Annotated in this window: 12 protein-coding genes; 8 read left to right on the top strand and 4 right to left on the bottom strand. The window is 61.7% G+C overall.

All coding sequences use genetic code 11. The features are described 5' to 3' along the window. Positions 1-162 precede the first annotated feature (162 nt). The 6 genes from C4J94_RS02435 to C4J94_RS02460 all read left to right on the top strand — a co-directional run bounded on the left by C4J94_RS02435 (position 163) and on the right by C4J94_RS02460 (position 6,802). Positions 163-498 carry a YceK/YidQ family lipoprotein gene (locus tag C4J94_RS02435; protein WP_124388915.1) on the top strand — a complete coding sequence of 112 codons (336 nt, stop codon included), beginning with the start codon at positions 163-165 and terminating at the stop codon, positions 496-498. Positions 499-630: 132 nt separating this feature from the next. Then, positions 631-2,388: a carbamoyltransferase gene (locus C4J94_RS02440; RefSeq protein ID WP_003187998.1), complete on the top strand. Its 1,758-nt coding sequence runs from the start codon at positions 631-633 to the stop codon at positions 2,386-2,388. Beyond that, complete coding sequence (locus C4J94_RS02445; protein ID WP_124384821.1) at positions 2,389-3,285, top strand: GNAT family N-acetyltransferase; 897 nt, start codon at positions 2,389-2,391, stop codon at positions 3,283-3,285. Then, positions 3,282-4,688, top strand: coding sequence for a PIG-L deacetylase family protein (locus tag C4J94_RS02450; protein WP_124384822.1), 1,407 nt, complete (start codon positions 3,282-3,284; stop codon positions 4,686-4,688). Before C4J94_RS02445 ends, C4J94_RS02450 begins: the two co-directional genes overlap by 4 nt. A gap of 87 nt (positions 4,689-4,775) precedes the next feature. Beyond that, entirely contained in the window at positions 4,776-5,924 is a 1,149-nt protein-coding gene (locus C4J94_RS02455) for a glycosyltransferase family 4 protein (protein WP_124384823.1), read from the top strand. Further along, positions 5,921-6,802 carry a glycosyltransferase gene (locus C4J94_RS02460; RefSeq protein WP_124384824.1) on the top strand — a complete coding sequence of 294 codons (882 nt, stop codon included), beginning with the start codon at positions 5,921-5,923 and terminating at the stop codon, positions 6,800-6,802. The genes C4J94_RS02455 and C4J94_RS02460 overlap by 4 nt, the downstream gene beginning before the upstream one ends. Before the next feature lie 119 nt (positions 6,803-6,921). On the opposite strand, the gene C4J94_RS02465 is transcribed toward C4J94_RS02460, so the two are convergent. Further along, on the bottom strand, positions 6,922-8,775 hold the full coding sequence (locus tag C4J94_RS02465; protein WP_124384825.1) for a bifunctional O-antigen ligase/aminoglycoside phosphotransferase family protein: 1,854 nt from the start codon (positions 8,773-8,775) through the stop codon (positions 6,922-6,924). Positions 8,776-8,933: 158 nt separating this feature from the next. On the opposite strand from C4J94_RS02465, the gene msbA reads away from it, so the two are divergent. Both msbA and hldE read left to right on the top strand, forming a co-directional pair. Then, entirely contained in the window at positions 8,934-10,739 is a 1,806-nt protein-coding gene (gene msbA / locus C4J94_RS02470) for a lipid A export permease/ATP-binding protein MsbA (RefSeq protein WP_124384826.1), read from the top strand. Between the two features lie 210 nt (positions 10,740-10,949). Further along, positions 10,950-12,374, top strand: a complete 1,425-nt coding sequence (gene hldE, locus C4J94_RS02480; protein WP_124384828.1) for a bifunctional D-glycero-beta-D-manno-heptose-7-phosphate kinase/D-glycero-beta-D-manno-heptose 1-phosphate adenylyltransferase HldE — start codon at positions 10,950-10,952, stop codon at positions 12,372-12,374. A gap of 24 nt (positions 12,375-12,398) precedes the next feature. On the opposite strand, the gene C4J94_RS02485 is transcribed toward hldE, so the two are convergent. From C4J94_RS02485 to C4J94_RS02495, 3 genes are read right to left on the bottom strand one after another with little or no spacing between them, the layout of a single operon-like run. Then, a complete protein-coding gene (locus C4J94_RS02485; RefSeq protein WP_124384829.1) occupies positions 12,399-13,364 on the bottom strand; it encodes a metal ABC transporter ATPase in 966 nt (321 codons plus the stop codon). Between the two features lie 42 nt (positions 13,365-13,406). Beyond that, a complete protein-coding gene (locus tag C4J94_RS02490) occupies positions 13,407-14,219 on the bottom strand; it encodes an aldo/keto reductase (RefSeq protein ID WP_124384830.1) in 813 nt (270 codons plus the stop codon). Continuing rightward, the gene (locus C4J94_RS02495; RefSeq protein ID WP_124384831.1) at positions 14,216-15,391 is read right to left on the bottom strand and encodes an FAD-binding oxidoreductase; all 1,176 of its coding nucleotides are present in this window, start codon (positions 15,389-15,391) and stop codon (positions 14,216-14,218) included. The genes C4J94_RS02490 and C4J94_RS02495 overlap by 4 nt, the downstream gene beginning before the upstream one ends. Positions 15,392-15,438: the final 47 nt, after the last annotated feature.

Genomic DNA, 15,438 nt, shown 5'->3' on the forward strand with positions numbered 1-15,438 from the left:
CTCGCCAGTTTAACGAGTCACTCTTGGAATTACTTGGTTCCTTGCCGTTGGCCTGAATGAGAGGTTTCCTACGCTAAGCGACGGCGGCGGAAAGCTGAGTCACCGGGCTCTGTGGTGTTAGCTTTTCGATCTCTCCATTCAACAAAACAGAAGAAGCAAATGATGCGAAACCTTGTCGTGCGGTTATCGGTGTTGCTGGGAATATCCATGCTGATGGGAGGCTGCGGTACCACCACCACCGTGCTGCGCGGTGATGACGTCACGGTTCGAGAACTCAGGGGCAAGAAAACCTATTGCCAGTCTGTTTCACGGATCTACAGCGGCGTGGCCTATGACTTGTGTGTGCTGCATGGGCCGCCCAATTCCGCAGGCGGTCTCTCGCTGAACGGCATTCCGTGGGCCGTTCTCGACATACCCGTCTCCGGTGTCCTGGATACGCTCGTCCTGCCTTACACCCTCTACCGGCAAAGCGCCGATGGTAGCCTTGAGCTTCGCTAGCCCTTGCCGCTAACAGCTTCCCACTGCTTTTAAGCTATAATCCCGCCCTTTAGCTGTTTCCCGCCCGGGCGGGAGGCACACTTTTTTCAGGCGCGACCCGCCTGCATGCAGACTAAAAGAGGCTAGACCCCAGTGGCATTGACGATTCTTGGCCTGTCCGGCGCCCTTAGCCATGATCCTTCCGCGGCCCTGTATATCGACGGCAAGCTGATTGCGGCCGCCGAAGAAGAGCGCTTCGTACGCGACAAACATGCAAAGAACCGCATGCCTTACGAGTCGGCGAAGTTCTGCCTGGAGCAAGCCGGTATCAAGCCGTCCGACGTTGACGTGGTGGCGATTCCATTCGCTCCGATCAGCCTGTTCGGCGAAGCGCGCTGGCATTACGCCAAGCGTTACTGGTACGCCCCGGATCGCGCGCTCGACGCGATCCTGATGGGCAACCGCCGCTACAAGCGCTATCGCAACAAGATCGTCTGGTGCCTGGAGCAACTGGGCTTCGATCCGAAGAAAATCAAGATCGAACCGGTTGAACACCACCTGGCCCACGCCTCCAGTGCCTACCACTGCTCGGGCTTTCAGGAAAAAACCGCGATCCTGGGCATCGACGGCAAAGGCGAGTACGCCACCACGTTCTTCGGCTACGGCGAAAACGGCAAGATCCACAAGATCAAGGAATTCTACGATCCGGACTCCCTGGGCGGCCTGTACGGCGCGATCACCGAGTTCCTCGGTTTCGAGATGCTCGACGGTGAGTTCAAGGTCATGGGCATGGCGCCTTATGGCGATGCCAGCAAGTATGATTTTTCGCGCCTGGCCTCCTTTGAAAACGGCGAGTTGGTGATCAACACCGATTACGCCAACGTCATCGGCCTGCGTCGCTACAAGGAAAAGGGCAAGGGTTTCTACTTCTCGCCAAAACTGATCGAGTGGCTGGGCCCCAAGCGCGAAGGCGATATTGCCGACGAGCCGTACATCCACTACGCGGCCAGCATGCAGGCACTGTTCGAGAAGCTGGCCTTGCAGATGATCGACCATTACCTGGGCGACATCCTCAAGGACACCGGCAAGCTGGCCTTCGCCGGCGGCTGTGCGCTGAACGTCAAGCTGAACCAGAAGATCATCGCCCGCGATGATGTGAAAGAGCTGTTCGTGCAGCCGGCGTCCGGCGATGCCGGCACTGCCGTGGGTGCGGCCGCCTATGTTTCCCACGCCCGTGGTGTGCCGGTGGAGAAGATGGAGCACGTCTATCTCGGCCCGTCCTACAGCAACGAAGACGTCATCGCAGCGTGCGCCAAGCACGAGAGCAAGCCGAACTGGCGCAAGATCGAAAACATGCCCAAGCGCATCGCCAAGATCATGGTCGACGGCAACCCCGTGGCCTGGTTCCAGGGCCGCATGGAGTTCGGCCCGCGTGCCCTGGGCGGTCGTTCGATCATCGGTTGCCCCAGCGCCACCGGCGTGGCCGACCGTATCAACCACCAGATCAAGTTCCGCGAGCGCTGGAGGCCTTTCTGCCCGTCGATGCTCGACACCGTGGCCCCGCAGATGATCAAGGTCGATCACCCGGCGCCGTTCATGACCTTCACCTTTGAAGTGTCGGAAGAGTGGAAGACCCGCGTGCCGGAGGTGGTGCATGAAGACGGTACCTCCCGTGCCCAGGTGCTCAAGCGTGAATACAACCCGCGCTACTACGACATGATGAAAGAGCTGGAAGTCCTGACCGGTAACGGCGTGTCCCTGAACACTTCGCTCAACCGTCGTGGCGAAGCGATGATCTGCTCGCCGACCGACGCGCTGAACATGTTCTTCGGCTCCGACCTGCAGTACCTGATCATGGAAGACATCCTGGTGGTCAAGGATGGCGTGGACCCCTATGACGCTGTGGTTTAAATGCTGAACCGCTTGCGGGGCTGGCGTGAACGTGGCTGGACGCCTGTCGAGGCCGAGGTTTACGCCCAGGCCTGGCAGCGTTATGGCGGCAGTGTGGCGACCCATCCGCAAGTCATCGAGCGGTTGGCCGGCATGGCGCAGCTTCCGGTGCGCTACCTGGGGTGGGAACAGGATGGCGAACTCAAGGGGGCGATTGCTACTTGGGGGCGCGACCTGGCCCTGTCCAAGGACGTACTCAAGCGCACCGGCAAGAAAGGCCTGTTTGACCTGGGCAATGCCGAGATCATCCTGCCGATCGCCGCCGATGCGCAGGTGCCGCTGCGCCACCGTGGGCGTTACCTGTCGGCGCTGAACGAAGGGCGCGTCAGCACCCTCAAGCCTCAGGCCGAGCAACTGGCCATGGCGCGCACCCCTGAAGAACTGTCGAAAAAGTTTCGCTACAACCAGCGGCGTGAATTGCGTTTGCTGGAAGAAGCGGGCGGCGTGGTGCGGGCGGTCAGCGAGTTTTCCAGCGTGGAACTGGCGGCGATCTATTGCGACCTGTTCCAGCGCCGCTGGGGATTCCCGGCGGCCGGTGCGGCGCGCCTGGCCGAGGTGCTGGAGCTGCTCAAGGAGTTCCTGTTCGGCTCGGTGCTGTTTCTCAATGATGCCCCGATTGCCGTGCAGTTGGTGTACCAGGTGCAGTCCCGCGACTGGTTCAGCGCCGAATACGTCAATGGTGGAGTCGACCCTGAAACCCGCGCGTTCAGCCCCGGCAGCGTATTGAGCTTTCTCAATACCCAGAGTGCCTGGGAGCAGGCGCGCGCGGCCGACAAGTCGCTGCGCTTTTCCTTCGGCCGTGCCGACCGCGAATACAAGGAGCGCTGGTGCAACCCGGTGCCGGTGTTCAGCGTATGAGCCGCAAACAGCAGTTGCTCAAGCGCCATCGGCGCAACAAGCGCATCGCCTTGCTGATTGGCCTGCTGGTGCTGGTCGCCAGCGGCGTGCTGGTAGCCTGGTGGCTGCCGCTGATCCTTGCGGTATTGCTGTGGGCGGCCCATGAAGCCTGGTTTGCCGATCACCTGTTCTACTCGGCCAAAGACAGCTACGCCTATACGTTTCCCAAGGACAACGAGCAGCCAGGTTTGCGCCTGGATGGCGGGCGGCTATTGCTGGATGCGCCGCTGGCGGCCGATGAAACGCTGATCGTCGGCGTCGAGTTGAAAAGCACCTGGCTGGGGCGTTTCCTTGACCCGGCGCTGGACGTGCTGGGTCTGGAGGCCCCGGACCGGCAAGCTTTCGAACGGGGTGTCGCCGGGCGGCGCTACCTCAACCTGACCGGCGCCGCTGAAGCCTTGGCTGCGGGCCAAATCAGCTTGCGTGGGCGCTTCTGCCGGATCAAGGGGCAGCCGACGCTATGGCGCTGGCGCCATCCGGACTATCGCCAGCAGCGCGTCATGGTGATCGCTCCTCACGCCGACGATGCCGAGCTGGCCGCGTTCAGCCTCTACAGCCAGGCAAAGCAAAGCTGGATCGTGACCCTGACCGCTGGCGAAATCGAAGCCGAGCATTACCAGCACATGGGCTTGCCCAAGGCCGAGGCGGCACAGCTCAAAGGCCGCTTGCGTGCCTGGGACAGCATTGCCGTGCCGCGCTGGGCCGGTGTGCCCGAGTCGCAGTGCGTGCAATTGGGTTATTTCTGCATGCAGTTGCAGGCCATGCAGGCCGCGCCGGATCAGCCTCAGGCCTCGCGTGAAGCCGACTTGGCCGATACGCGGTTGTTCCGTCAATTCAACGGCTTTGCGTTGCCGGGGGATGTGGACGGCGCACCGACCTGGCACAACTTGATCGCCGACCTGCGCGCCCTGCTGCTCAAGGCGCAGCCGCAGGTGATCGTGTTGCCCACGCCGCTGCTCGACCCCCACGCCGATCATATCTGCGCCCATGCGGCGGTGCTTGAAGCGCTGCAGGGCCTGGCATGGCAGCCCGACACATTGCTCGGCTATGCCAATCACCTGCATGATAACGACCGCTGGCCAATGGGCGATTCCGGGGCCGGGGTGGCGCTGCCGCCGCGTTTCGATTCAGCCGTAGCGCTGGTTCCGTGCAGTTTTAGCCTCACCCTGCGCCAGCAACAGGACAAGGCCATGGCCCTGGGCATGATGCACGACCTGCAGCCGCGAGCGCCGTTCAAGCGTCGTGTGCGCAGGTGGTTGCAGCAAGTGCTGGCGGGCCGTCGCCCATCGCCTTATGGCGAGAACGAATTCTTTCGCAAGGCCGTGCGTCGTCACGAGCTGTTGTGGGTCCTTAAGCAGGACTGAGACCCTATCGAAGGCAGGCCGGCATGGGCCTGTCGCTCCTTTTTTGCCGGGCCGCGTGCCCGTAGCCAGATCGCTGCATGGAGAGTTATGAAGCCGCGTTTCAAGGTTTTGCAGTTACAGCCGGACTACAACGTCAAGACCCATGACTTCGCCGACCTGGGTGAGCAGATCGTCAAATCCCTGCCGGTTGAGCGTTTCGAGGTGACCTCCGGGTTTCTCAGTGGGCGTCCGCAGCCTGGCCAGCCCTTGAGCGTGGCCGAGCATTCGCACTATTTCGAGTTGCCGGAGAAGTCCCTCAAGGGCATCCGCTTCGGCGCCATGTGGCAAATCTACAAGTATTGCCGTGAGCAGAAGTTCGACGTGGTCATCTGTAACCGCTTCAAATCGGTGAACATGATGCTGTCGCTCAATCGCTGGCTGAAGATCCCGCTGTGCATCGGCATCTCCCATGGTTTCGGCGAATACGCCCGTGGTTATCGTCGGCGCCAGACCCGGCGCTGGGTCAGCCCGGCATGGCGTTTTGTCGGTGTGTCGGAGGCGGTGAAGGACTACCTGGTAGACCTCAACTGCGGCTTCACCCGTGAGAACACCACCTACGTGACCAACGCAATCGACATCCCTCAGGCCGAGGCGTTGCAGCTGTCCCGCGAGGATGCCCGCAAAGCCCTGGGCCTGCCGATGGACGCACGGATGATCGGCGCCCTGGGCCGCCTGGTGCCAATCAAGGGCCACACCCATTTGCTGCAGGCCTTTGCCACCCTCAAGGACAAATACCCCGAGGCGCAGGTGGGCATCATTGGTTCCGGGCGTGCCGAAGCCGATCTGCGTGCCGATATCGAGCGCCTGGGCCTGACTGGCCGTGCGCACTTGCTGGGTTTTCGCGAAGACGGCATGCAGTATGTGCGCGGCTTCGACATCTGGACCATGCCCTCGCTGTTCGAAGGCCTGGGCCTTGCGCTGCTGGAAGGCATGAGCGGTCACTTGCCGGTGATTGCCTCCAATGGCCCGGCGATGCTGCCGTTGGTGCAGGGCGCTGGCGGCTTGTCTCACGACCCAGGCAATGTCGAGCAGTTGGCCGAGGCGCTGGACACCTATCTGGCGCTGAGCGACGAACAATTGCGCGCCAAGGGTGAAGAGGTGTTCCGCTATCTGGAAGCCAACCACACCCTCGACGAGTTCAAGCACAAGTACCTGACCCTGATTGAAACCGGTTTGCGTGAAGTAGGTAGAGCATGAGTCAGCAGCAACCCCTGGTCTCGGTGATCATTGCTTCCTATAACCATGCCCAGTACATCGAGCAAAGCATCCTGAGCGTGCTGGGGCAGACCTACCCCAACATCGAGTTGTTGGTGGTGGACGACGGCTCCAAGGATGACAGCGTCGAGCGCATCCGGCGTTTGCAGGCCGAGCACGGTTTTGATTTCCAGGTGCAACAGAACCAGGGCCTCAGCGCCACGCTCAATGGTGCGATCGCTCGCGCCAAGGGCAGCCTGATCGCGCCGTTTGGCTCGGATGACATCATGCTGCCGGACCGTATCGCTACTCAAGTGGCCTACATGGACGGCAAGCCGAAGGTGGGGATGTGCGCTGGCAACATCGAGTTGATCGATGGCGATGGCAACCTGCATCCGGAGAAGAAGCAACGCCGTGATGTGCCGTTTCGCAGCCTCGATTTTGACGACATGTTCATGGACCGCAAGCCGTTCCCACCGGCGCCCACCATGCTGATTCGCCGTGAAGTGCTGGAGGAAGTCGGCGGTTTCGACCCGCAGATTCCCCTGGAGGATTTGCTGATCCAATTGAAGATCACAGCGGCGGGCTACACCATCGACGCCCTTGACGTGGTGATGGCGCAGTATCGGCAGCACGGCAGCAACACCTACAAGAACCACCGCTACATGATCCAGAACATCCTCAAGACCTACGCCAAGTTCAGCGACCACCCGGCCTATGACGCGGTGCGCTACAACTTCCTCAACTCGATGTTCTTGAAGACCGCCCAGCGTGACCGGCCGCTGGCGCGGGAGATTCTCAAGCAGATCCCGCTGAAGTTCTGGGGCCGCAAGACCTTGCGCGGCTTGGTGCGGCTCTACTTGGCGCCGCTGAAAAGCTGAAACGGCGCGACCCCTGTAGGAGCGAGCTTGCTCGCGAAGAACGTTAACGATGACGCGGGCATCCTGGCGCCCCGCGTCGTCTTGGCGTTCTTCGCGAGCAAGCTCGCTCCTACACGTGTTTATTTCCCGCAGGCCAGGCTTTGTACCTGCTCGCGGATTTTCGCAGTGGCCGTTGGGCTGGCAACCGTTGCGTAGCCTTTTACCAACTGCTCGAAGTGGGTTTCGAACAGCCAGTTGCGGTCCTGCGGATAGCGTTGCATGTGGCGCAGATTACGCTGGCGCAACGCGTAGCGCAGGGGCGACGGGTAGATGCGCAGATCAGCGACGTCAATCAGACCGAACTCGCCATCGTCCATCAGCAATACGTTGCCCAGGTGCAGCGAGCGGAAATACACGCCACGCTCATGCAGTTGCGCCATGAACCGACCAAAACGCTCGACCAGCGATTCACGCAGGCTGCTGTCCAGGCTTTGCAGGGCCTGGCGCAGGGTCAGGCCGGGCAGGGGCGTATAGGTCACGGCGCTGCTGGCATCGGGCAAACCATAGAGCGCGAGGATTTCCGGCGTCGGGATGCCCAGGGTGCGCAACTGCTCGCTGTTGCTGGCAAAGCGCTCGGAATACGGGTTGAAGCTACCGGAGGTGTACCAACGGCGTGGGCGGAACAGCTTGAGGAAGCTGCCGTCTTCCAGGCGTAGGACTTTCGGCCCCAGGCCATCGGCTTCAATCACATGGGCATTGCTGCACAGCTGGTCGAACGCCTGGGGCTTGATCGATTGCACAGGCATGCGCAGCAGGCTGCGGTGGCGCTGGGCGATGCTCAGGCCTGCAATGATTGCCAGTGGAATCCACAGCAGGAACCAGTGCTCCTTGGGCCGTGACAGGATGCCACCGCCTTCGGTAAGGCCGGCACCGATGCCGTAGGCCAGCAGGGACGATGCCAGAATGAACAACGGCTGCGCGCGTTGCTGCAAGCTCTTGTACAGGGCCCAGCCGATCATGAATATCCAGGGGATGAAGCCGATGATACCGACATAATAGAGCACGCCAAGGGCGAAGCTGTGGGGTTCGCGCAGTTGATAGCCGTCAGCCAATGTCAGGTACAGCTCGGAGTCATAGCTATAGCCGATCCAGGGATGTTCGGCGATAAGCCGCAGCGACATGCTCCACAGTTCGAGACGAAACGAGCTGCCACGCGAGATGATCCATTCGGGATAGAACACGACCAGCACTGCGGCTCCCACCACCGTAACGGCGATAAGCAGCCCTGAACGAAGGTTGCGGCTGATAAACGCCATCCACACTATCGCCAGCGTCAACGCCACCAACGGCGTACGTGAACCCGTTGCCAGAACTGCCATGGTCATGACCACCAGGGCCGGCACGCTGAACCACAGCACCTTCAGGCGCTGGGTCGTCATGCACACGTACAGCCAGTACACGGTGAAAAAACCAAACAGATGCGAGCTGAGCAGGGGATTATCGAGGGCACCCAGGCCGCCGATCATGCGCATGCCGGCTTGGTATCCCTTGGCGAACGCCACCAGATTCCCCACGCACACCGCCAATGCGATCACCGCGGCACTGAAGAAGATCGGTTTGAACAGCTCGTTGCGGTAATGCAGCAGCAGCCCGCAGCCGCCAAACAACATGAAGGTGTTCAGCGGGCGTTTGAACAGGTCGGTGTCGGTGCTGTGCTCGGGGCTCCAGAGCAGACTGGTCAAGGCCCAGGCAGAAAACGCCAGGAACGCGAGGGCGATAGGCTCGCGCAGCAGGTCCCTGAGTTCCCTGGGACGCATGCACAACAGGAACAAGGTCGGCACGCTGAACAGGATGTAGAAGACTCGGTGCAATACATTACGGTTGCCGACGAAGAACAGTGCACTCAAGAGCAGCAGCAAGCCAACAGGCAAAATCCACAGGACCAGGAAGTCAAAAACGCGATTCGAGCCATAGGTAAGGCGCTTGGAGTGCATACGATAAAGCCATTCCAGAAAGAGAAAGCCGACCATCTTAAGGTAGTGGCTATGTAATGTCGCCCGTCTGATCCAACCGGGCTGCGGGCTACACCGCGTGCAAGTACAACAGAGAAGCTGTGCTAAAGTCAGCCTCCTTTTTCAAAACGCCGCGTGATATGACCGACTCCAGTCCGAGCGCAAGCCCTTCGAGCTTGAAAATATACTTCCGCCTGCTCAGTTACGTTAAGCCTTATATGGGCTTGTTCGCGTTGAGCATCCTTGGATTTCTGATTTTCGCGTCGACCCAACCGATGCTGGGTTACATCCTCAAATACTTCGTCGACGGCCTCTCCAACCCGGAAGCTGTGCTATTTCCGACTGTGCCTGTCCTGCGCGACCTGCAATTGCTGCAAGCGGTGCCGCTGCTGATCATTCTGATCGCGGCCTGGCAGGGCCTGGGCTCATTTCTGGGCAACTACCTGTTGGCCAAGGTGTCCCTGGGGCTGGTCCACGATTTGCGCGTGCAGTTGTTCAACAACCTGCTGACGCTGCCTAACCGGTACTTCGACAACCACAACTCCGGCCACCTGATTTCTCGCATCACTTTCAACGTGACCATGGTCACGGGCGCGGCGACCGATGCGATCAAGGTGGTGATCCGCGAAGGCATGACGGTGATCTTCCTGTTCGCCTCGCTGCTGTTCATGAACTGGCGCCTGACGCTGGTCATGATCGCCATCCTGCCGTTGATCGCGGTCATGGTCAGCACGGCCAGCAAGAAATTCCGCAAGCAGAGCAAGAAGATCCAAGTGGCCATGGGTGACGTGACCCACGTAGCCTCGGAAACCATCCAGGGCTACCGCGTGGTGCGCAGCTTCGGTGGCGAGGTCTATGAAGAGAAGCGTTTTCTCAAGGCCAGCCAGAGCAACACCAACAAGCAACTGCGCATGACCCGCACGGGGGCCATCTACACGCCGGCGCTGCAGCTGGTGATCTACTCCGCGATGGCGGTGCTGATGTTCCTGGTCCTGTACCTGCGCGGCGATGCGTCGGCCGGTGACATGGTGGCCTACATCACCCTGGCTGGTTTGTTGCCCAAGCCGATCCGCCAACTGTCCGAAGTCAGCTCGACTATCCAGAAAGGCGTGGCCGGTGCAGAAAGCATCTTCGAGCAGCTGGATGAAGAAGTGGAAGTCGACCACGGCACCCTCGAGCGTGAAAAGGTCAGCGGACGCCTGGAAGTGCGCAACCTGAACTTCACCTACCCCGGCACCGAGCGCCACGTGCTCAAGGACATCAGCTTTACCGCCGAGCCTGGGCAGATGATCGCCCTGGTAGGGCGTTCGGGCAGTGGCAAGTCGACCCTCGCCAGCCTGATTCCGCGGTTCTATCACCATGAAAGCGGCGAAATCCTGCTCGATGGCATCGAGATCGAAGACTACAAACTGCTGAACCTGCGCAAGCACATTGCCCAGGTCACCCAGCACGTGACCCTGTTCAGCGACACCGTGACCAACAACATTGCCTATGGTGACCTGGCTGGCGCGCCACGGGAAGACGTCGAGGCGGCGGCGGCGGATGCCAACGCCAGGGACTTTATCGACCAGTTGCCCAAGGGCTTCGATACCCAGGTCGGCGAGAACGGCGTGCTGTTGTCCGGTGGCCAGCGCCAGCGCCTGGCAATTGCCCGTGCGCTGCTCAAGAATGCGCCTGTGCTGATTCTCGACGAGGCCACCTCGGCCCTTGACACCGAGTCCGAGCGGCATATCCAGGCCGCCCTCGACAAGGTCATGCAGGGCCGCACCACGCTGGTGATCGCGCACCGTTTGTCCACCATCGAGAAGGCCGACCTGATCCTGGTAATGGACGATGGTCGCATCGTCGAGCGTGGCACCCACGGCGAACTGCTGGCGCAGAACGGCTATTACGCCCGCCTGCACGCCATGGGCCTGGATGCGCCGGTATTGGCCGATATCACCTGATCTGAGTTACACACAGCACCACTGTGGGAGGGGGCTTGCCCCCGATAGCGAAGTGTCAGCCTGCACAAATGCCAGCTGACCCACCGCCATCGGGGGCAAGCCCCCTCCCACATTTTGCCCTGCGCTTGATTCGAGGTCGCGCCAGTCGCAAGCCACTGCAAACCCTGTGCTAATATCGCGCCCCTGTTCATTTTGTATGTGGGTTGCTCCATGAAGTTGTCCATGCCGCGATTCAATCAAGCCCCTGTCTTGGTGGTCGGCGATGTCATGCTCGACCGTTACTGGCATGGTGGTACCTCACGGATTTCCCCTGAGGCGCCGGTGCCGGTGGTCAAGGTCGAGCAAATCGAAGACCGCCCAGGTGGCGCTGCCAACGTTGCGCTCAATATCGCCGCGCTCGGCGCCCCGGCTTCCCTGGTGGGTGTGACCGGTGACGACGAAGCGGCCGACAGCCTGGCCAACAGCCTGCGCGGCGCTGGCGTGCGCGCGTTGTTCCAGCGCATCGCCCATCAGCCGACCATCGTCAAGCTGCGGGTCATGAGCCGTCACCAGCAATTGCTGCGTATCGATTTCGAAGAACCCTTCGCCACCGATGCCCTGGCGCTCAGTGGCCAGGTCGAGGAGTTGCTCGAAGGCATCAAGGTGCTGGTGTTGTCCGACTACGGCAAGGGCGCCTTGAAGAATCACCAGATGCTGATCCAGGCCGCCAAGGCCCGTAACATCCCGGTACTGGCCGATCCCAAGGGCAAGGACTTCTCGATTTATCGGGGCGCCAGCCTGATCACGCCAAACCTCAGCGAGTTCGAAGCGGTCGTCGGTGGTTGCGCCGATGAGCACGAGCTAGTGAGCAAGGGCGCCGCGCTGATGGCCGATCTCGAGCTCGGTGCGCTGCTGGTGACCCGCGGCGAGCACGGCATGACCCTGCTGCGTCCGGACCACCCGGCGATGCACCTGCCGGCCCGTGCGCGGGAAGTGTTCGACGTTACCGGCGCCGGTGATACGGTGATTTCCACCTTGGCCGCGTCCATCGCCGCCGGTGAGGAACTGCCTCACGCGGTGGCCCTGGCCAACCTGGCGGCGGGCATCGTAGTCGGCAAGCTGGGTACTGCTGCCATCAGCGCTCCCGAGTTGCGTCGCGCCATCCAACGCTCCGAAGGTTCGGAACGCGGCGTATTGGGGCTCGAGCAATTGCTGCTTGCGATCGATGACGCCCGCGCCCACAACGAAAGCATCGTGTTCACCAATGGCTGCTTCGACATCCTGCACGCCGGTCACGTGACTTACCTTGAGCAAGCGAGCGCCCAGGGCGACCGCCTGATCGTTGCGGTCAACGATGATGCCTCCGTCAGCCGCTTGAAAGGTCCGGGTCGTCCGATCAATAGCGTCGACCGGCGCATGGCGGTACTGGCCGGGTTGGGTGCGGTGGACTGGGTGATCAGCTTTTCTGAAGGCACCCCGGAAAACCTGTTGGCCCAGGTCAAGCCGGACGTGCTGGTCAAGGGCGGTGACTATTCCGTCGACCAGGTGGTGGGTGCCGACATCGTCAGCGCCTACGGCGGCACGGTCAAAGTGCTGGGGTTGGTGGAAAACAGCTCGACCACCGCAATCGTCGAGAAAATCCGCAACAACGAGTAAAACCTGTGGCCGCTGGGCTCGCGCCTAGCGGCTGGTTTTCCTCGGCACGATCTTGCGCAGCATCTGCTGCGCCTTGCCGGTCAGGCGCTTGAGCTTCGACTCTTTTTCCGGTTCTGCCAGGCCTTGCTGGCGCAGCCAGTCCTTCCAGCGAATCCGCTCATCACGCACCAGCCAGCCTTCCTGCTGGGCGAAGCTTTCGGCCAGGTACAAACCGCGCGTGCTCGCGGGGTACAGCTGATCTTTCTTGACGGTGTACAGCTCGGCGAGCGGTTCGCCGTCCTTGAGCGGCATCAGGTACAGGTCCGGGCGCTGGCGGTCCAGGCGTGCGACCAGTTGATCACCTTCCAGGCGCTCATCCACGTGAAACAGGCTCAGAGACTTGGCTTCCTTCGGCACTTCCAGGCGCAAATCGTAAATAAGCTGCAGTGATGCCGTGGGCAGGTGCACATAGGCTCGTGGCCGCTCGATCAACTGCGTGGTCGCGCAACGCACCGGGCGTGCGGCGCCGGACAGTGGGCTCAGGCGAAACGGCAGGGCTTCGCGATAATGCAGCGCGGCGGAGTAGGGCGCCGGCAGCCACGTGTCGTTGAAGCGCCCGCCGAGCCAGCCTTCGGGGGTTTCCAGCAGGCACTCTTCGGCAATTTCCTGGATGGCGGTGTGCAGCGGCAGGTTCAGTTCATGGGCCGGGACGTAGCCGGAGATCAGCTTGAGCACCACATCGCCGCGATCCTGACGACGCTGGCGCACCAGCACCCAGTAATCCTTGTTCTGCCAGTGCAGCGTCAGGCGCACCGAGACGCCCAGGTTCGCCAGTTCCAGGGCGAAGCGTTCGGCGTCCGGCACCTCGACCGGCTTGCGCCGTTGCAGGGTCTGGGCGAAGTTGAGCGGCATGCCGACGCTCTGGTAGCTCAGGCCTTCGGGGGTAGCTTCGACGTGCAGCGGCAGTGTCTTGAAGTTGCTGGGGTTCTTTCTTATGAGCGTACGCGGCATGTCGGCTCCTTTTTGCGACGGGGTCGGCCGCGTGGGGCGGCATCAGAGTTGACGAATGACCCGGGCAGCGGTTGCCACGTTATGGGCCAGGTGCAGCGGATTAATGGTCCCGACAATAGCACTGGCGACGCCCGTTTGCGCAAACAACAGCATGAAACTCGCCTGAATTGGATCCATTCCAGGTTCCAGGCAAACATGGCCGCTGGCCAGGGCTTTTTTCACCAGGATGCCCTTGCCATGGGCCGCCGCATAATCAATGACGGCTTTTTCGGCCTGTTCGTTCAGATTGTAGGTGACCATTGCGCAATCACCTCGCTCCAGCGCCTTCACCCCGCCTTCGACGGTCTTGCCGGAAAAGCCGAAACCGCGGACCTTGCCCTCTTTCTTCAGCGCCTCCAGGGTGTGGTACACCTCGCAATCGTTGAGGACATGCAGGTCATTGCCATCGGAGTGCACCAGCACCAGGTCGATAAAATCCGTTTCAAGTCGTTTCAGGCTGCGCTCGATTGACAGACGCGTATGCGCGGCACTGAAATCGTGGCGGGATACGCCGTCTTCGAACTCCTCACCGACCTTGCTGACGATCACCCAGTCCTTGCGCTGGCCACGCAGCAGCGGGCCCAGGCGCTCTTCGCTGCGGCCGTAGGCGGGTGCGGTGTCGATCAGGTTGATGCCCAGCTGGCGCGCCTGGCGCAGTAGCATGCGCGCCTCGTCGTCATCCGGAATCTTGAAGCCGCTGGGGTATTTCACCCCTTGGTCACGGCCCAGCTTGACGGTGCCCAGGCCCAGTGGGGACACCAGCAAGCCGGTGCTGCCCAGCGGGCGATGCAGGTCGTGCAGGGTTGGCAGGCTCATGGCAACAATTGCTCCCAGGCGGGTTGGCCGATAGCCGGCTTGGGCAAGTCGGGCAGCGGCTCGCTGACGCTTGGGCGGATGCCATCGCGTTCCAGGCTGTTGATCACGCGGTCGGCGAAATCCGGTGCCAGGGCCAGCTTGGTCGGCCAGCCCACCAACAGGCGACCCTGTTCGGCAAGGAAAGCATTGTCGGGACGGGTCAGGCCCGATTGCAGTGGCTCGGCGCGGCTGACGCGCAGGGTGGCCCACTGGGTCTGGCTCATGTCGATCCACGGCAACAATTGAGCCAGCTCTTTCTGGGCGGTGGCGATCTGCTCTTGCGGCGTGCGTGCCACGCCATCGGATTCGGCGATATCGCCGCCGATGTACCACACCCAGTTACCGTCGGCCGCCGGGTGGGTGGTCACGGTCAGGCGTGGCTTGGTGCCGCCGCCCAGGCAGTGAGCATACAACGGCTTCAACCCCGGGCCTTTGGCGAGAATCATGTGCAGCGGGCGGGTCTGCATCGCTGGCTGGCTCAAGCCCAGGGCACCCAGTAGATCCGCCGTGCCGGCTCCGGCACTCAGCACGATGCGCTGGGCGCGGATTTCACGACCATCGACCTTCAAGCCCACCAGCGTTTCGCCTTCGCGCAGCGGTTCGATGTGTTGGCCTGCGAGCAAACCGTCACCGGCCAGGTGCGCCAGGCGTTCAATCAGGCTCGGTACGTCAACGACCAACTCCGCCAGGCGATAGACCTTGCCCTTGAAGCGGCGGTCTTGCAGCGCCAGCGGCAGTTCGTCGCCCTTGACCTGATCGACGCGACCGCGCACGGCCTTGCTGGCGAAAAAGCTGGTGAGATTGCCGGCGAGGGTGCCGGGGGACCACAGGTAATGGGCCTGCGAGAGCAGGCGCACGCCGGACAGGTCCAGCTCGCCCTGGCCGGCCAGGGCTTCACGCCAGCGGCGCGGCATGTCGGCAATCGCTTCGGAGGCGCCCGTGAGGGCGCCATGCAGGGCGTATTTCGCGCCGCCGTGAATGATCCCCTGGGACTTCACGCTTTGCCCGCCGCCCAGGGTCGCGCTTTCCACCAGTACCGTGGAAAACCCCTGGCGGCGCAGGCGCGCATTGAGCCAGAGGCCGGCAACCCCGGCGCCGACAATCAGAACGTCGGTGGAAATAACGGATGGCATCGGCGACCTCAATGTTCTAGACAAGAGGCGCAGTATACAGGCTGTTG

The organism is Pseudomonas sp. R5-89-07 (assembly GCF_003851685.1).
Lineage (GTDB): Bacteria > Pseudomonadota > Gammaproteobacteria > Pseudomonadales > Pseudomonadaceae > Aquipseudomonas.